The organism is Cryptosporangium sp. NPDC051539, from assembly GCF_044454545.1.
Classification (GTDB): domain Bacteria; phylum Actinomycetota; class Actinomycetes; order Mycobacteriales; family Cryptosporangiaceae; genus Cryptosporangium.
In genome coordinates, this window is the sequence record NZ_JBITDV010000004.1 from 606875 (window position 1) to 624504 (window position 17630).

The 17630-nt window shown below is 73.9% G+C and carries 13 protein-coding genes; 9 read left to right on the top strand and 4 right to left on the bottom strand.

Translation table 11 applies throughout. The annotated features are described in order from the left end of the window. Positions 1 to 60: 60 nt before the first annotated feature. From ACIBZJ_RS16435 to ACIBZJ_RS16445, 3 genes are all read left to right on the top strand, one after another. The gene (locus tag ACIBZJ_RS16435; RefSeq protein ID WP_395930159.1) at positions 61 to 1146 is read left to right on the top strand and encodes a hypothetical protein; all 1086 of its coding nucleotides are present in this window, start codon (positions 61 to 63) and stop codon (positions 1144 to 1146) included. A 61-nt stretch (positions 1147 to 1207) separates the two neighbouring features. Next, entirely contained in the window at positions 1208 to 4000 is a 2793-nt protein-coding gene (gene ppc, locus ACIBZJ_RS16440; protein WP_395930162.1) for a phosphoenolpyruvate carboxylase, read from the top strand. A 109-nt stretch (positions 4001 to 4109) separates the two neighbouring features. Then, positions 4110 to 4970 carry an aldo/keto reductase gene (locus ACIBZJ_RS16445; protein WP_395930164.1) on the top strand — a complete coding sequence of 287 codons (861 nt, stop codon included), beginning with the start codon at positions 4110 to 4112 and terminating at the stop codon, positions 4968 to 4970. Here ACIBZJ_RS16445 and ACIBZJ_RS16450 read toward each other — a convergent pair. Together ACIBZJ_RS16450 and ACIBZJ_RS16455 are read right to left on the bottom strand one after the other, a co-directional pair. Beyond that, positions 4938 to 5507, bottom strand: coding sequence for a hypothetical protein (locus ACIBZJ_RS16450; RefSeq protein ID WP_395930166.1), 570 nt, complete (start codon positions 5505 to 5507; stop codon positions 4938 to 4940). The two genes, ACIBZJ_RS16445 and ACIBZJ_RS16450, sit on opposite strands and share 33 nt — an antisense overlap. After that, on the bottom strand, positions 5504 to 6652 hold the full coding sequence (locus tag ACIBZJ_RS16455) for a hypothetical protein (protein WP_395930168.1): 1149 nt from the start codon (positions 6650 to 6652) through the stop codon (positions 5504 to 5506). Before ACIBZJ_RS16455 ends, ACIBZJ_RS16450 begins: the two co-directional genes overlap by 4 nt. Before the next feature lie 216 nt (positions 6653 to 6868). Between ACIBZJ_RS16455 and ACIBZJ_RS16460 the strand changes: the two genes are divergently transcribed. Then, entirely contained in the window at positions 6869 to 8332 is a 1464-nt protein-coding gene (locus tag ACIBZJ_RS16460) for a sugar transferase (RefSeq protein WP_395930170.1), read from the top strand. 3 nt (positions 8333 to 8335) lie between these two features. Here the strand turns inward: ACIBZJ_RS16460 and ACIBZJ_RS16465 are convergent, their stop codons facing one another. After that, on the bottom strand, positions 8336 to 9133 hold the full coding sequence (locus ACIBZJ_RS16465) for a hypothetical protein (protein WP_395930172.1): 798 nt from the start codon (positions 9131 to 9133) through the stop codon (positions 8336 to 8338). A gap of 90 nt (positions 9134 to 9223) precedes the next feature. Here ACIBZJ_RS16465 and ACIBZJ_RS16470 point away from each other — a divergent pair, with 90 nt between their 5' ends. Further along, positions 9224 to 10123 carry a phosphotransferase gene (locus tag ACIBZJ_RS16470; protein WP_395930174.1) on the top strand — a complete coding sequence of 300 codons (900 nt, stop codon included), beginning with the start codon at positions 9224 to 9226 and terminating at the stop codon, positions 10121 to 10123. On the opposite strand, the gene ACIBZJ_RS16475 is transcribed toward ACIBZJ_RS16470, so the two are convergent. Beyond that, positions 10090 to 11193 carry a glycosyltransferase family 4 protein gene (locus tag ACIBZJ_RS16475; RefSeq protein WP_395930176.1) on the bottom strand — a complete coding sequence of 368 codons (1104 nt, stop codon included), beginning with the start codon at positions 11191 to 11193 and terminating at the stop codon, positions 10090 to 10092. The genes ACIBZJ_RS16470 and ACIBZJ_RS16475 overlap by 34 nt on opposite strands. Positions 11194 to 11313: 120 nt before the next feature. On the opposite strand from ACIBZJ_RS16475, the gene ACIBZJ_RS16480 reads away from it, so the two are divergent. Genes ACIBZJ_RS16480 through ACIBZJ_RS16495 form a run of 4 tightly spaced genes read left to right on the top strand, consistent with a single transcriptional unit; the run spans position 11314 to position 17622 of the window. Beyond that, on the top strand, positions 11314 to 13689 hold the full coding sequence (locus ACIBZJ_RS16480) for a glycosyltransferase (protein ID WP_395930178.1): 2376 nt from the start codon (positions 11314 to 11316) through the stop codon (positions 13687 to 13689). Further along, the gene (locus ACIBZJ_RS16485) at positions 13686 to 15074 is read left to right on the top strand and encodes an O-antigen ligase family protein (RefSeq protein WP_395930180.1); all 1389 of its coding nucleotides are present in this window, start codon (positions 13686 to 13688) and stop codon (positions 15072 to 15074) included. Before ACIBZJ_RS16480 ends, ACIBZJ_RS16485 begins: the two co-directional genes overlap by 4 nt. Then, on the top strand, positions 15071 to 16702 hold the full coding sequence (locus ACIBZJ_RS16490) for an oligosaccharide flippase family protein (RefSeq protein WP_395930182.1): 1632 nt from the start codon (positions 15071 to 15073) through the stop codon (positions 16700 to 16702). Before ACIBZJ_RS16485 ends, ACIBZJ_RS16490 begins: the two co-directional genes overlap by 4 nt. Then, positions 16699 to 17622 carry a sulfotransferase domain-containing protein gene (locus ACIBZJ_RS16495; protein ID WP_395930184.1) on the top strand — a complete coding sequence of 308 codons (924 nt, stop codon included), beginning with the start codon at positions 16699 to 16701 and terminating at the stop codon, positions 17620 to 17622. Before ACIBZJ_RS16490 ends, ACIBZJ_RS16495 begins: the two co-directional genes overlap by 4 nt. Positions 17623 to 17630: the final 8 nt, after the last annotated feature.

A 17630-nucleotide genomic window follows, 5' to 3' on the forward strand; every position in this document is an offset into this window, starting at 1 on the left:
GCCGCCACCTGTGACCGCCACCATCGTTTCCACCCCGGGTAGCCGGGCACTTGCGTTGGCGTGACGCCTGACGAGTCCGGCACCACCGAAGAAACGGACACCACCGCACCGCCGGCCGCACGCGCGGCCGAGTGGCGGTCCTACCTCCGCCCCGGGCTGCTCATGGTCGGGGTGCTCGGGATCCAGCTCGCGTTCATCCTGTCCTACGTCGGCGCGTGGCACGCCCCGCGGGCCGACGGGTTACCGGTCGCGGTGATCGAGTCCGCCGCCACGCAGCAACTGCAAGCCGAGGTCGACGCCCGGAGCGACGCGGTGGCGCCCCGCACGTACACCGACCGGACCCCGGCCTTCGAAGCGCTCGGCGACCAGGACGTCTACGCGGTGTTGCTCGACGGCCCCGATGGCCTGGAGCTCCACCTGGCCTCGTCCGCGAGCGGCGCGGCGGCCGAGGCGCTGACACAGGTGTACGGCCAGGTCTCGACGCTGACCGGTATCCCGGTGAACGTCTACGACGACCATCCGCTCCCGGCCACCGACAACCGGGGCATCTCGCCGTTCTACCTGGTCGTCGGCTGGATCGTCGGCGGCTACCTGGTCTCGACCCTGCTCTCGTTCGTCGCCGGTGCCCACCCCGAGCCACGCCGGGGACGAATCCGGGTGCTCGCGCTGCTGTTCTACGCGATCGCGTCCGGCATCGGTGGCGCGGTCGTCGTCGGACCGGTGCTCGGCATCTGGCATCAGAATCTGGTCCCGCTGGCCGCGCTCGGCATCGTCGTGGTGTTCGGCGCCTCGATCACGTCGGCCGCGCTGTCGGCGCTGCTCGGCGCCGTCGGCACCGGGCTGACGATCGTGTTGCTGGTCGTGCTCGGCAATCCCGGTTCGGGTGGTCCGTTCGCCCCTCAGATGCTGCCGGGGCCGTTCCGGGAGATGCACACCTGGCTGCTGACCGGTGCGGCGACCCAGGCGACCCGGGCGACCGTCTACTTCCAGGGCCACGGGCTCCCCGGCCTGTACCTCGTGCTGTTGCTCTGGTGCGGGATCGGGACACTGGCCTACCTGGGGTCGATCACGCTCCGCGGGCGCCGAGCGTCTCACTACTTGATCGATGCGGGGCCGACGCCGCAGCGCGGCGGATCAAGCCTCTAGGCTGGGTTAACACGGGACACCGAGGTCCCGGCGCATCGCCACTCGAGTCCGGGGAGCCGTCATGTCCGACGCGCAGGCAGTGCCTTCCGACCTGTGGGGTCTGGGTAACGTCACGCCCGACGCGGCCAACGAGGCCGACCGGACGCTGCGGGCCGACATTCGCCGGATCGGCAATCTGCTGGGCGAGACGCTCGTCCGCCAGGAAGGGCCCGACCTGCTCGAGCTGGTCGAGAAGGTCCGGGCCGCGGCCCGTACCGACGCGGCCGCCGCCGCCGACGCGTTGTCGGGCATCGACATTCCGACCGCGATCCGCCTCGTCCGCGCGTTCGCGACGTACTTCAACCTGGCGAACATCACCGAGCAGGCCCACCGCGGCCGCGATCTGCGCCGACGCCGGGCCACGCAGGGCGGGTGGCTGGACGGCGCCGCCCGCCGGCTCAAGGACCGCGGTCTCACCGCGGACGAGATCAAGACCGGCGCCGAGCAGCTGGCGATCCGTCCGGTCTTCACCGCGCACCCCACCGAGGCGGCCCGCCGGTCGACGCTGGCGAAGCTGCGCCGCGTCGCCGACCTGCTGGAGGCCGAGGCGACCGAGGCCGCGGTCTCCGGCCAGCCGGAAGGAACGGTCAGCGCCCAGACCAACCGCGAACTCGCCGAGGTCGTCGATCTGCTCTGGCAGACCGACGAGCTGCGGCTGGAGAAGCCGGAGCCTGCCGACGAGGCCCGGAACGCGATCTACTACCTGAACGACCTGCACGCCGACGCCGCACCCGCGGTGCTGACGAAGCTGGCCGACATCCTGGCCGACCTGGGCGCGGAGGTGCCGCCGACCGCGACCCCGCTGACGTTCGGCAGCTGGATCGGCGGCGACCGGGACGGCAACCCGTACGTGACACCGCAGGTCACCCGGGACGTGCTGCGGCTGCAGTACGAGTACGGCATCCGTGACACCGACTCCGACCTGGCCGCGCTGGTCGAGGAGCTGTCGGTGTCCGATCAGGTCGTCGACGTCTCCCAGGAGCTGCTCGACAGCGCCGAGGCCGACCTGGCGAACCTCCCCGAGCTGGAAGGCCGGTACCGGCGGGTCAACGCCGCCGAGCCGTACCGGCTCAAGATCCGCTGCATGCGGGCCAAGCTGGCCAACACCCGCACCCGGCTGGCTCGGAACACCCCGCACCAGCCCGGACGCGACTACCTGGGCACGACCGAGCTGATCGCCGACCTCGACCTCATGCGCCGCTCGCTGCTCGCGCACCGCGGCGAGCTGATCGCGAACGGCCGGCTGACCGAGTTGATCCGCACCGTGTCGGCGTTCGGCCTGCACCTGGCGACGCTCGACATCCGTGAGCACTCGGAGGCCCACCACCAGGCGCTCGCGCAGTTCGTCGACCGGGTCGGCGAGCTCTACGAGCCCTACGAGAACCTGAGCCGCGAGGCCCGCACCGAGTACCTGGCCCGCGAGCTGGCCGGGCGCCGCCCGCTCGGCGGTCCCGACACCCGGCTCGACGAGGCCGGCGCGAAGACGTTCGGGGTGTTCGGTGCGATCCGCGACATCCTCGACCAGTTCGGCCCCGAGGTGATCGAGTCCTACATCATCTCGATGACCGAGGGTGTGGACGACGTACTGGCCGCCGCCGTGCTGGCCCGCGAGGCCGGCCTGGTCGACGTCAACGGTGGCCTGGCCCGGATCGGGTTCGTGCCGCTGCTCGAGCAGGTCGCCGAGCTGAACGTGGCCGGCGAGATCCTCGACCGGCTGCTGTCGGTGCCGGCGTACCGGGCGATCGTCACGGCCCGGGGTGACGTCCAGGAAGTCATGCTCGGGTACTCCGACTCGAACAAGGACGCCGGCATCACGTCCAGTCAGTGGCAGATCCACCGGGCCCAGCGGTCCCTGCGTGACGTCGCCCAGCGCCATGGCGTCCGGCTGAGGCTGTTCCACGGCCGGGGCGGGACCGTCGGCCGCGGCGGCGGGCCGACGCACGAGGCGATCCTGGCCCAGCCGTACGGGACGCTCGACGGCGCGATCAAGGTGACCGAGCAGGGCGAGGTCATCTCGGACAAGTACGCGGTGCCGTCGCTGGCGCGGGAGAACCTCGAGCTGACCGTCGCAGCGGTGTTGCAGGCGACGCTGCTGCACACCGAACCGCGGCAGCCGCAGGAAGACCTCGACCGGTGGTCGGACCTGATGGACCGGGTCGCGGCACCGGCGCAGCAGGCCTACCGGGACCTGATCCACGACCCCGACCTGCCGCGGTACTTCTGGGCCTCGACGCCGGCCGAGTTGCTCGGCGCGCTGAACATCGGGTCGCGGCCGTCGAAGCGTCCCGACACCGGGTCGGGCCTGGCCGGGCTGCGGGCGATCCCGTGGGTGTTCGGCTGGACGCAGTCCCGGCAGATCGTGCCGGGCTGGTACGGCGTGGGCACCGGGTTCGCGGCCGCTCGCGAGGCCGGTTTCGGCGACCTGCTCGCGGACGCCTACGAGCGCTGGCACTTCTTCAGGGCGTTCGTGTCCAACGTCGAGATGACGCTGGTCAAGACCGACCTGTCGATCGCGCGCCGGTACGTGGAGAGGCTGGTCGACCCGTCGCTGCAACACATCTTCGACAAGATCACCGCCGAGCACGACCGGAGCGTCGCCGAGATCCTGCGGATCACCGGGGAGCCGGCACTGCTCGACGCCCAGCCGGTGCTGCAGCGGACGCTCGCGGTGCGCGACACGTACCTGCAGCCGCTGCACCACCTGCAGATCGAGTTGCTGGCGCGGTACCGGGCCAACGAACAGGACCCGCAGCTCCAGCGGGCCCTGCTGCTCACGATCAACGGCGTCGCCGCCGGCATGCGCAACACCGGCTGATGTCAACTCTGCGTTAACAATCCGGTCGCGACCCGGACGCATGCGTAACATCGGTTGAGTTCTCCGTTCGGTCAGTGCCGATCGTTCGGTCCCCACACGGAGGACTGCCATGAGAACGAGACAACTCGGTACCGAAGGCCCCTACGTCAGTGCGGTCGGGCTCGGCTGTACGGCGTTCAGCCGCCTCGAGGATGACGACGTCCCGATCGCGGTGATCCGGTCCGCGCTCGACCACGGCGTCACGTTCTTCGACACCGCGGACGTGTACGACGACGGGCACAACGAGGAGATCCTCGGGCGGGCGTTACGGCGGCACCGCTCCGAGGTGACGCTCGCCAGCAAGGTCGGGCTGGTGCCCGACCCGGTGCGCGCGGACGCTTCGCCGCTGCACATCGAGACCGCGATCGACGCCAGCCTCTACCGGCTCGGCGACGATGTCGTCGATCTGTACTACCTGCACCGGGTCGACCCGCGGATCCCGCTGGCGGAGACCTGGGGCGCGATGGCCGACCTGGTCGAGAAAGGCAAGGTCCGGCAGCTGGGGCTGTGCGAGGTCACGGTCGCCCAGGCCGAGGAGGCGGACGCGATCCACCCGGTCGCGGCGATCCAGTCCGAGTTCTCGCTGTGGAGGCGCGACCCTCTGGAGACCGGCGTCGTCGACTGGTGCCGGGACCACGGCGCGGCGTTCGTTCCCTACGCGCCGCTGGGCCGCGGCCCGCTGACCGGCGCGGTCACCGCGTCGGACGGGCCGGCCGCCCCGAACCTGCTGGGTCAGGTCCGGGAGGTGGCCGGCCGCTACCGGGCCACGCCCGCGCAGGTCGCGATCGCCTGGGCGCTCGCGCAGGGCGAGCACGTGATCCCGATCCCCGGCACCAGGCACCGCCGTTACCTGCAAGAGAACGTCGGCGCGACCCTGCTGACCCTCGAACCTGACGACCTACGTGCGCTGGAACCTCTGCTCAACCGGTGAGGGCCGGCGGAAGTAGCCGAGCGCCAGTACCGCGAGGACGCCCAGGCTGACCGCGCCCGCGCCGCCGACCAGGAACAACAACCGTCGCGGCGGCCCGCTCGGCGCGACCGGCACCATCGCGGGCACGACGAGCTCGGCGACGACCTGCGAATCGTCGACGCTCTGCCGGACCCCGGCCCGGGCCAGCGCGTTCGCGATGCCCGCGCCGCCCTCGGCATCCGGGCCGTTGACGCTGACCCGGATGTTCACGGTGGCCGGCTGCTGGGCGACGATGGTGCTCTTCGCGACCGCGGCCGGCCGTTCGCCCAGGGACGTGGCGATGTCGTCGAGCGTCGCCGGTGCCGACAGATAGGCCACGTACCGGCTGGTCGCCAGCGTCAGATCGTCGGAGCCGACCTCGCCGGGATCGCGCGGGGAGAGGCTGAGCACAGCGGTGCTGGTGTAGGTGTCCGGCTGCGCGCGCACGTAGGCGACCGCGGTGGCGCCCAGGCACAGGATCAGCGCGATGACCAGCGCGAACGGCGAACCCCGGCTCATCGGACGGCCTCCTCGAGCACCCGCTCGGGAACGGTCGCCGGTGCCGGCGCCGGCCGGGAGCGGCGGCGCCGGGCCAGCGCCGCGATGCCGAGCATCAGCAGTGCGCCGACCCCGACCCCGGCCAGCACCAGCGGCGGGAACACCGGTCCGAAGACCGGGGCCACCCCCGGCCGCCGCGTGACCGTCACCTCACCGAGCGGCGACGGAATCTGCTCACCGGCCGTGAGCAGCGCGGATCCGTCGTCGGTGTAGGTGATCGCCTCGCCCTGCGGTGCCCGGTCGAGCGCGAACCGCCTGGGCACGCCGTTGCGCAGGGCGCGGACCACGTCACCGTCGGGCGCGTCCCACTCCAGTGCCGCGCCGTGCGTCCGCAGTGCGAAGTGCACACCGTCCGGCGAGACCGCTCCCCCGGTGATCGCGAGCGCCACGGCCGGGCGGCCGGGCAGCAGTGGCCGGAGGTCGAGCGACCCGGCCCGGCGCAGCGTGGTGACCGGCTCCAGCGGTAGCTGGGCCTGGTACACCGGCGCCACACCCGACGAGGTCTTGCCGACCAGCACGATCTGGCCGGCCAGCGTCACCAGCAGCGCCTCGACGTCGTGCGTGCCGTCGGGATAGCGCAGGTCGTAGCGGCTGACCGCGTTGACGGCCGGTACCGGGTTCTGGCGGGTCACCGGGATCCCGGCGCGGGCCGAGTCGAGTGTGCGGCCCGGTACCCAGCGGTACAGCGACACCGCCGGGCGCGGGCTCGTGTTGCCGCCGGTGTCGGCGAGCCAGAGCGCACCGTCCGCGGCCACCCCGACGTCCTCGATGTCGACGGATCTCTCGCCGGAACCGCGCAGCGCGGCGGCCGGGTCATGGGCCCGCGGAAGCGTGAGGATCGTCTGCCGGACCGCCCGGCACCGGCCGTTCAGCGCGTCGACCTGCCAGACCGTCACCGGCGCGGTGTCGTTGACGACGTAGAGCGCGCCGCGGTCGGCCGCCATCCCGCTGATCTGGTCGAGCCGCGGGTCGGTGACCGTGCAGCGCGTCGACGGTGGGGCGTAACTCGTCCGGGGGTCGGTGCCGGCCGCATGGGCCGGGCTCGCCATTACGGCGACCAGCGCCGCCGTGGCGAACGACGTCAGGCGGACTCCCGGAACGACCATCCGCGCGTTGCCTCCGCCTGCCCGGGCCGGGCGCGCCCGACTATTCCCTGTCCGCCGTCAGGCTACCGTCTTGCCCCGTTTAGTGTAGGCCCGTACCTAAAAGTGGATTTATGCGTTTGACTATCCGAGAAATACCAGTTCGTCACGTTTGACGGCGGGGGGACGGATGATCGACCGGGGCGTCCGCAGGACCAGCTGTGCACCGGGAGTCGGTAGATGACCGCAGAGCAGGTCACCGACACCCTCGTACTCTCTCGGATCACGGAATCGCTCGACACTCCATCGACCGCGGTCGCGGCCGATCGGCAGGACACCCTGCGGCGAGCCGCGGTCGCGGCCTGCGACGCGGCCGCCGCGGTGGCCACCGCGCTGGTGCTGGGGTGGCTCGTCGACGTGTTGCCGCTGCGCGAGGCGCTGGCCGTCCCGGCCGCGTGGACGCTGACCGCGTGGTCGATCGGCGCGTACCACCGCCGCCGGTTGAAGATCCGGCTCAGCGACACTCGGGCGCTGCTGCTCACGACCGTGGTGCTGTGGGCGGTGCTCGGCGTCGGCACGGCCGCGCTGCCGCTGATGGGCGTGCGGCCGCTGATGCTCGTCGCGATCCCGGCGACCGCGCTGGCGGTCGGCCTCGGCCGGGCCGCGCTGACCCGCCTCACCCCGGTGGGGAGCGCGCTCGCGGCCGCGCCGGTCGTCGTCTACGGTTCACCGGACGCGGTCACCCGCTACTGCGCCGCGACCGCCCGCGACACCCGGGCGCCCGCCGTCGCGGCTGCCTGCATCACCGATCCGGGCTCCTGGGACGCACTGCCCCCGGGGCTGGCCGTCGTCGACGCGACGGCCGCCGATCCCGACCGCGCTCTCGACGCCGTGGTGGCGGCCGTCCGCCGGACCGGTGCCGACACCGTCGTGGTGACCGGCACCTACGATCCGGACGCTCTGCGCCGGCTCTCCTGGCGGCTCGAGCAGCACGGGGTCGGCCTCGCCGTCACCCCGCTGTGGCCGGTCAGCCCGGATCGGGTCACGGTCCGCGCCTACGGGGACGCCACGCTGGTCGAGGTCGCGCCGCCGCGGTACGACGGAGCCCGGCTGGCCGTGCGCTCGCTCGCCGACCGGCTGATCGCCGCTAGCGCGCTGATCGTGCTGTCACCGGTGCTGCTGGGCGTCGCCGCGGTGGTGAAGGCGACCAGCCCGGGCCCGGTGCTCTTCACCCAGCTCCGTACCGGACGGGACGGCCGCCGGTTCCGGCTGCTCAAGTTCCGCACGATGGTCGCCGACGCCGAACGGCTGAAGTCTGCCCTGTCCTGCGCGAACCAGTACACCGCCGGGACGCTGTTCAAGGTCCGCGACGACCCCCGCGTGACGCCGGTCGGCACGCTGCTGCGGGCCCTGTCCCTGGACGAGCTGCCGCAGCTGGTGAACGTGCTGCGGGGCGAGATGGCGCTGGTCGGGCCACGTCCGACGGCCACACCGCCGGAGCAGATGCGCGACGACTACCGCCGCCGGACGCTGGTGAAGCCCGGGCTGACCGGGCTGTGGCAGGTGAGCGGGCGGTCGAACCTGCCCTGGGAGGAAGCCGTCCGGCTCGACCTGCGCTACGTCGAGAACCGGTCGCTGGCGATGGACTTCGACATCGTCCGCCGGACGCTCCCCGCGGTGCTGTCCCGGGACGGGGCCTACTAGCGGCTAGCGGCTGCTCGGCGCGATCGACCGGGTGATCACTGCTCCGGGGTCGAACCGGACGGTGTCGACGTCGGAGAACGGGTCGTCGAGGGAGTCCATCTCGACGGTGTCCTCGGGCGGGATCGGGCGGGGCAGCGCGGCCGTCGCGAGCAGCGTGCCCGGCATCGAACCGGGCGCCGGCCGCGGTCCCACCGGCACGTACGCCTCGGCCGAGCCGTACCGCCGCCGCACGTACCACCGCACTCCGGAGGCCGCGAGCGCCCCGACGACCACCGCCGCGACCGCCGCACCGCCGAGCAGCGTCGCCTCGCTCGGGCCGGCCGGGCTCGTCGGCACCGTCGCTCTGGCCAGCATCCGGCCGCCCAGCACCGGGTCGGCCGACGCCCGCTCGATCACCAGCGCCGCGATCCGGTTCGCCGCCTCGGCCGCCGTCGCCGCCGCCTGCGCGGTGACCGTGATCGCGACGTTCGCCGTGGTCGCGGGCATCGTCACGGTCAGGCTGTTCTGCAGGTCGGTCGAGGGCACCCCGGCCGTCGCGGCGGCCTGCCGGACCACGTACGGCGACGCCGCGTAGGCGACGTACCGCGGCACCATCAGCGTCACCGACGTGGCACTGACCGGGCGTTCCCCCACCGGAACGAACGCGATGACCGCCTGTGCCGACCAGGTCACCGGCCGGGTTACCACGTGCGCGGCCGAACCGGCGAGCACGGCCAAGGCGGCGACCAGGAAGAACAGCCAGCCGCGCAGCAGGAGCGGGGGGTGCTGCGGGGTGGGCGCCGGGGGGTCGAGGCTGGTCACGACGGATCCTTTCCGAGTTCCAGGACGCGGGTGTCCTTTTTACGTCTTTTCGGTAGTTTGACTCATCTTCGTCCTTTAGGCTGCCGACCCGTGGCACCGTTCCTCTCGTCCGGGACCGCTGGATCGGTCACCTCGTCGGGTCTTCCCGAGGCAGCGCGAACCGCGCTGACCGGGGTCGGCGTCCCTCCGGAGGCGCTCGTACCGGGTTCGTTCGCCGGGCCGCGGCGTCCGCTCCGGCGCTTCCTCGGCGACGGAGTCGTCGTCGAGGTCGCGACCGGTGAGGCCGGGCGGCTTCGGCTGCGGCGGGAGCTCTGGGGCCGGAGCTGGGCCCGCCAGGTCGGCATCCCGACCGTCCCGGTGCTGGACGCCGATCCGGACGGGGCCTGGCTGATCGCGGAGTGGTGGAAACCCTCGCCGCCGACCGGCGAGCGCTTCCTGGACGACGTGCTCGCGGCCGCGCTCCGGATCGCCGGGTCGCCGCCCCCGGAGCCAGGGCCGCCGCCGGCCGTCTGGGTCTCCGACCGGCGGGCCGCCCCGATCCGCCTGGCGCGCGGGGTACTCGGCGGCGTCCCCACCCGGTCTTGGCTGGCCGCCCGCCGCGCCGCCGCGGCGCTGCCGACGGTGCCGGTAGCGCACGGCGACTTCTACCACCGCAACGCGCTGTGGTGTCCGGAGCGCGGCGGGCTGCACGTCGTCGACTGGGAGTACCTCGGGCCCGGCCCGCGCTACGGCGACCTGGTCCGGCTCTGGACGCTGCTCCCGAGCCGCACCGACCGGGACTCGCTGCTCGGCCGGATCCTCACGCTGGCGCCGCCGGCCGAGCACCAGGAGATCGGCACGCTGGCGCGGTATCTCGCCCTGCGGCTGCTGGGCGAGAACGTCAAGGGCAGGCGACGAGACCGCCACCACGCCGATGTCGCCCACGCCCGGTCGATCCAGCCCGAGGCCCGGGACCTTCACAAGGCGCTGAGCTGCAGAACCTCCCCGTAGAGATCGAGCAGGCGGGCGGCCGAGTCGTCGCCGATCGTCAGCGACGCCCGGCGCCGGCCGGCGTCCGCGGCCGCCCGGGCCGCCTCGGTGTCGCTGAGCACCGCGACGACCGCGCCAGCCAACGCCTCCGGGTCCTCCGGCGGCACGATCCAGCCGGTTCCCGGCGGAACCGCCTCGGCCATCCCGTCGACCGCGGTGACCACCAGCGGACGCCCGAGCGCCATCGCCTCCAGCGGCACCAGCGACATGCCCTCCCAGCGCGAAGGGCAGACCACCACGTCCGACGCGTACATCCAGCTCAGCGCGATCGAACGATCCACCGGGCCGGTGAAGTCGACGCCCTCGGCACCGGCCCGCCGGACCGCAGTCTCCAGCGCCGGGCGGGCCACACCGTCGCCGACCAGCACGAGCCGGGCTCCCGGCACCGCCGCCCGGACCGCCGGCCAGGCGTCGATCAGCACGTCCTGGCCTTTCTGCCGGGCCAGCCGGGCCGCGCACACCGCCACCGGCGTCCCTGGGTCGAGGCCGAGTTCCTCCCGCACCGCCGGGCGCGGCCGGGCCCGGACCGGTTCGACCGACGCCGGGAGCACCGCGTTCGGCAGCACTTCCATCCGGCCGCGGAGGCCGTGCGCGACCCCGGTGTCCCGCTCCGCCGCGCTGACGCACACGACGACGTCGGTCCAGCGCAGCGCGTACCGCTCCCAGGCCAGTACGGCCCGGCGCAGCGCCCCGTCCACGGCCTGGAACGACCAGGCGTGCGGGCTGAACACGGTCGGCACCCGCCCGCGCAGCACCGACCGGCCGATCAGCCCGGCCTTCGCGCAGTGCAGGTGGACGACGTCGGGCCGGACGTCGTCGAGGATGCGCCGGAGCTGCTGGGCCTCGGCGAGCATGCCGGGGCCGGGACCCCGCACCGCCCGCCAGGTGACCACATCGGCACCCCGCGCACCGGCCAGCGCCGCCAGGCGCCCCCCGGGACACGCGACCGTGACGTGAACGCCGTGTTTGGCCTGGTACTCGACGTAGTCCCCCACGCAGTGGGCCAACCCGGTGTTCACCGCATGGGACACGTGCAGAACCTGGACGGACGACACTAATAACCCTCCAGCACACAATGAGGTTCGTTCTTGCCTTTATCAGCGTAAAGAGACTAAAACGACCCAGGCGACCCTGCCGGGAGGACAAAGACCATGGCGCATTCCGCGATCACCCCGCCGTTGCGAGCTCTGGTCGTGACGCCCAGCGGAGTCCTCGGTGGAGCGGAGTCCTGGCTGCTCGCGATGCTCGACCACACCGAGCGGCTGCAGCCGTGGGTCGTGATGCTGGCCGACGGCCCGCTGCGAACCGAATTGCTCGACCGGCGTGTCCCGACGATCGTCCGGCCGGTGGGACGCACCGCCTGCGCCCTCGCGTCCGGGGCGAGGTGGCTGGCCACGACGCTGCGCGAGCTCGACCCGGACGTCGTGGTCGGCAACGGCGTGAAGGCGCAGTGCGTCGTCGCACCGGCGGCGCACGCGGTCGGCGTCCCGTCGGTGTGGGTCAAGCACGACTACAGCTACGACCGGCGGCTCGCTCCCTGGCTGGCCAAGGCGTCCGGCCGGGTCGTGGCGACCGCCGAGGACGTCGCGGCCGGCGCCCGGCGGCCGGACACCGTCGTGATCACCCCGCCGCGGCCGGCCCCGCCGGTCTCCCGCAGCGAGGCGGTCGAGGTCCTGCGCTCGCTCGACGTGCCCGCGGGCGACCGGTTGCTCCTGGTCATGCCGACGCGGTTCGTGCCGTACAAGGGCGTGGACACCGCGATCCGGGCGCTCGCGCAGCCGAACGCCGCGGCCTGGGACCTGCTCGCGGTGGGGCCGGACGACCCGACCCGCCCGGGTGAGCGCGAGCGGCTGGCGTCGCTGGCCGCCGATTGGGGCGTCGCCGGCCGCGTGCACCTGCGCCAGAGCGTCCCCGGAGTAGGCCGGCTACTGGCCGGAGCGGACGCGGTCGCGGTGCTGACCCGCCCCGACGGCCCCCGCACACCCGGGCGCGAGGGGTTCGGCCTCACCGCCCTGGAAGCGCAGCTCAGCGGCGTGCCCGTGGTGGCTGTGGACGACGGGGGGCCGGTCGCACGGCGTATCGGACCGCAGCCGTTCGGTGCGGTCAGCCGCGGAGCCGGGCTGCTGGTGCCCCCGGCGGACCCGACCGCGGTCGCGGGCGCACTGGCCGCGCTCGGCGATCCGGACGTGCGGGAGGCGCTGGGCGCCGAGGGCCGGCGCCGGGTCGCCGACCATCCCGACGCGACGACCCAGTCGGCGCGGTTCGCCGCGCTGCTGGCCGAGGTGGCACGCCGGCCGGGCGCGGGGCTGGCCGCATCCCCGGCGATCAGCGTGGTCAGCCCGGTGCTGGACGAGGCCCGGCTGATCGACGGCCTGATCGGCACGATGGCCGCCCAGCTCGGCCCGGACGACGAGTACGTGCTGGTCGACGGCGGGTCGGTGGACGGCACCGCGGAGCGGATCGCGGCCTGGGGCGCCGAGGACCGGCGCATCCGGCTGGTGAGGCACGACGGCGGAACGATCGGGTACAGCCGCAACCTCGGCGTGGCGGCCGCCCGGCATCCGTTCATCGCCTGCACGGACGCGGGCTGCACCCCGTCCGCGAGCTGGCTGAACGGCTTCCGGGCGGCGGCCGCGGAGACCGCGGCCTCGGCCCAGCGGCTGCGTTCGGACGGCACGACCTACCCGAGCGAACTGCCGATCGAGCTCTACGTCGGGGTGTACTCGGCCGCGGTCCGGCCGAACTCCTGGTTCGAGCCGGCGATGGCCGCGATGAACTGGCCCGACCCGGTCGAGCTGCGCCGCCGGACCGCGTTGCGCGCGCTGTACGGGCGGCTGTTCGGGCGCGCGTTCTCGGCGAGCCGGGTCGACGGCCGGTCGGTCGGGTTCACCCGGGACGTCTGGGCCGCCGCGGGCGGGTTCCCCGAGCACCTGCGGACGGCCGAGGACGAGGCGTTCGGGCGGGCCGTCCGCGACCTCGGCGCCCGGACCGCGCTGACCCTGGACGCGGCCGTGACCTGGTACCAGCGCGCTTCGGTCGGGGCCGCGTTCACACAGTTCCGCGGCTACGGGCGGGGCGGAGGCACCGGCGGTTCGGGCTGGCTGCTGCGCCGGGACGCGATCCGGGTCGCCGGGTACGCCGGAGCGGCGGCCGCGGTTCTCCGGGGTGGGCGGACCGGGCGGGTACTGGCCCTGGCCGGTGCGGCCGGGTACTTCTCGCTGCCGATCGCGCGGGTGGTGCGGCGGCGCCAGTCGCCGCTGGTGGTGCCGCTGGTGCCGGTCGCCGCACTGGTCAAGGACGGCGCGAAGCTCGTCGGCACGGCCGAGGCGCTGCTGGCCCGTGTACTGGGCCGCCCGCTGGACCCACCCGCCCGCACGGCCGGGGGACCGCCTCCGGCCGGGTACCGGCCCCGCCATCGCGCCACCGGCCCGCAGCCGGTCCGGCTCCCGCCGGGCCCCGGTGCCGCGGCCCGGTACCGCGACCGTATCCCGGCCGGGGTCGGGCGGGTCATCGAGGCCGAACCGTGACTGGACCGTTCCGTCCGCGGCCCGATCACCTGCCGATCGCGGCCGTCGCACTGGTGTTCGCCGCTCCGGCGGTCGGCGACCGCCCGATTCCCGGCGGTGGCGGTGACCTGCAGGTCGTCCACGTCGTGTGTGTGGCGGCGATCGCCGTCACCGGGCTCTGGGTGCTGGCCGGACGGCTACCGGTCTCGTTCCGGCTGTGCGGTCGCGTCGCGCTGGGCCGGCCGGAGATCCGTCCGCCGCTCTGGTTCGGCGCCGGGCTGGTCGCGGCCGCCGCCGCGTCCACGTCGACGGCCGCGGACCAGGTCCGCGGGCTGAAGGTCACCGCGACCTACGCCGCCGGATGGCTGGTGCTGCTCTCCGTCCTGCTGGTCGCCACGTCCCCGGGCAAGCTGCGGACGCTCGTCGGCGCCGCGGTCGTGGGATCGCTGGCCGTGACGCTGCCGATCCTCAGTCAGGCCGAGCGTCTGAAGCCGGTGTACGGCGGCGCGGTCGTGCGCAACCGCGCGCAGTCGATCTTCGCGGACCCCAACCAGTTCGGGTGCTACGCGGCGCTGATCGTGCTACTGGCGGTCGGGTGGTTCCTCGCGGCCCCGCAGCGGTGGGAACGGGTGCTGGCGGTGGCCGGCGGCTCCGGGGCGGTGGCGGCACTGGTGCTGTCGCTGAGCCGGGGGGCCTGGCTCGGCACCGCGGCCGGGCTGGTGACCGCGGCGGTCCTGCACCCGGCCGTGCGGAGGGCGCTGGTAGCGGCGGTGGCGGTCAGCGCGACGCTGCTCGCGGCCGGGCTGCTGGTGTCGCTGACCGCGCCGGCCGAGGTGCGGGGCGGACCGGCGGCCGGGCTGGTCGAGGTCGTGGTGGACCGGATCGCGGTGATCGACGACCGGGCCGCGAACCCGCACGACGTGCGTCCGATCACCTGGCGGGAGGCCGTACGGCAGTTCCGGGAGCATCCGGTGCTCGGGAACGGGCCCGGGTCGTTCAGCCGGTTGTCGGCGCAGTCGCCGTCGATCATCCAGTTCGCACCCCGGCTGCACGCCCACAACGCGTTGCTGCAGCTCGGTGCCGAGACCGGGGTGGTCGGGCTGGCCGCCGGGCTGGGGTTCGCCGGGAGCTGCGGCCTGGCCGCGCTGGTGACGGCCCGCCGCCTCCGGCGCACCCTCGACGCCGAGGCGACGGTCGCGGACGCCGGCGCGGGTGACGCCGGGCGCACGCTGGGGCTGGTCGCGGGCGCGGCCGGGGCGCTGGTCGCGCTGTCGGTGCACCTGATGGTGGACTACCCGATCCGGAACCCGGTGCTGATGATCGCCGCCTGGTCCGTCGCCGGGCTGCTGCTCGCCACCGGCTCCGCGATCCGCGCGCCGGCCGACGCGGCCCTGGTCCGCGCATGACCGCGACCCCTACCCGGCCGCCCGGGGAACGCAGCGCGGATCTGCGGGGGATCGCCCGTGCGGGCTCGATCAGCCTGATCGGATCCGGTGCCTCCGCGGTCCTCGGCTTCCTGCTCGTCGTCCAGGTCAGCCGCGGGCTCGGCGCGGCCGGCGCGGGCGCGTTCTCGGTGGTCGTCGCGGTCGCGATGACGATGGCCGTGGCCGGCCGGTTCGGCACCGACACCGCGCTGGTCCGGATGGCACCCCGGCTGCGCGCGCTCGGCCGCTCCCGCGACATCGGCGCCGCCGCGGTGGCCGCGCTCGCACCGGTGTTCCTCGGCACCACGGTGCTCGCGGTGATCGCCTGGTGGGCGGCGCCCCATCTGGTCGACGTCGTCTTCGAGCACCCCGCCCCGGCCGCCGCGACCTGGCTGATCCGGATCGCGGTGGCCACGGTCCCGCTCGGCGCGACCGGGTTCGTCGCGCTGTCGCTCACCAGGGGGCTGGGCAGCGTCGTCCCGCTCACCGTCGTCGAGAGCATCGCGAAGCCGGCGCTGCGCTGCGCGTTCGTCGCGGCCGCGCTGGCGATCGCGCACTGGAAGTGGCCCGGCGCCACCGCCGGTCCGGTGATCTGGACGACGATCGCCTGGGCCGTCCCGACGCTGATCGGCGGCCTCTGGTCCGCCGTCCTGGCCTACCGGGCGCTGACGCCGCTGCGCTCCGAGCCGGCCGCCGCCGAAGCCGGTCCGGCGGCCACCTGGCGGGAGCTGTGGCGGTTCGCGACTCCCCGGGCGGCGGCGTCGGCCTGCGAGATCGCCGGCATGCACGCCGGGATCGTGCTGGTCAGCGCCTTGGCCGGCGTCGCCGAGGCCGGCGTCTACAACGCGGCGCTCCGGCTCGCGCTGGCCGGGACGCTGGCCCTGCAGGCGCTCCGGCTGGCGATCGCCCCGACGCTGGCCCGCCTCCTCACGGTCGGCGACCTGGGCGGCGTCGAGCACCTGCACCGCACGGCGTCGGTCTGGATCACTGTCGTTTCGTTCCCGCTCTACCTGGTGTTCGTCGCCTGGCCGGGCGAGGTCCTGCGACTCTTCGGGCCGGGCTTCTCGTCCGGCGCGACCGCGCTCGCGATCCTCGCCGCCGCGACGCTCGTCAACCTCGCGACCGGCCCGGTCTCCACGCTGCTGCTGATGAGCGGACGCTCGGCCCTCACGCTCGCGGTCACGCTCACGTCGCTGAGCGGCAGCGTCGCGCTGGCGGCCACGCTGATCCCGCACTACGGGGTCACCGGCGCCGCGCTCGCCAAGGGCGCGGCCGTGATCGGCGAGAACATCGCGGTCACGGTCATCGTCCGCCGGAAGGTGGGCGTCCGGACGTTCTCGCGCCCGCTGTGGCTGGCCGTCGCCGGCGGCGGCGCCTGCTTCGTCGTCCCGGTGGTGATCTTCGACGTGGTGAACGGCGCTATCGGATCTGCCGCACCCGACTTCACCGCCGCGGCCGCCCTGGTGCCGCTCGGCGCCGTCGCCTACCTCGGCCTGCTCTGGCGGTGGCGGCGCGCGCTGGCGCTCGCCGAGCTGGCCGACGCACTCCCCCGACGCCTCCGGTTCCGCCGGTCCGCCCCTCCGTCCGACGCAAGCGAGGAGTACCGATGAACACCCTGCGCCACGTCGAGGTGCCGGATCGGTGGAGAGCCGCGAAGCGGCACGTGCCACGCCCGGTGAAGCGGGTCGTCCGCCGGGCGGTCCGCCGGTACGGCGAGCGCACCGCCGACAGCCGGGCCCTCCCCGACTTCCTGATCATCGGCGCGAAACGCGGCGGCACCACGTCGGTCTGGAACTGGCTGGTGCGCCACCCGAACGTGGCCCCGATGTTCCCGTCGCTGCAGCAGATCAAGAGCCCGCACTACTTCGACGTGCACTTCGCGCGCGGCGAGCGCTGGTACCGGTCGCACTTCCCCAGCTGGGCCGCGATCGAGCGGGCCGCGCAGCGCACCGGGATCCGGCCGCTGACCGGCGAGGCCAGCCCGTACTACCTGTTCCACCCGCTGGCTCCGGAACGGGTGCAGCACACGGTTCCGAAGGCGCGGCTCCTCGTCCTGCTGCGCAATCCGGTCGACCGCGCCTACTCCAACTACTGGGAACGACGCGGTTCGAACGCGGAGTGCCTGTCGACGTTCGAGGCCGCGATCGACGCCGAAGAGGAACGCCTGTCGGGCGAGGCCGAACGGATCGTCGCCGATCCCGGCTACCACTCCTACCACCACGACTGGCACAGCTACCTGGCCCGCGGACGGTACGCCGAGCAGCTCACCGGCTGGCTCGACCGCTTCGGCCGGGACCAGCTGCTGGTCCTGCCGTTCGACGACCTGCGCCGGGACGCGAACGGCGCCTACCGCGCGGTCCAGGAGTTCCTCAGCCTGCCGGTGGTCGAACCGCCGCGGCTGGCGCATCACAACAAGCTTCCGGTGCCCCCCATGGCCCCGGCGACCAGGGCGCGACTCGTCGAGTACTTCCGCCCCTGGAACGCCCGTCTGACCGAACTGCTCGGGACCCCCCTCGACTGGGATCGCTGAGCCATTCC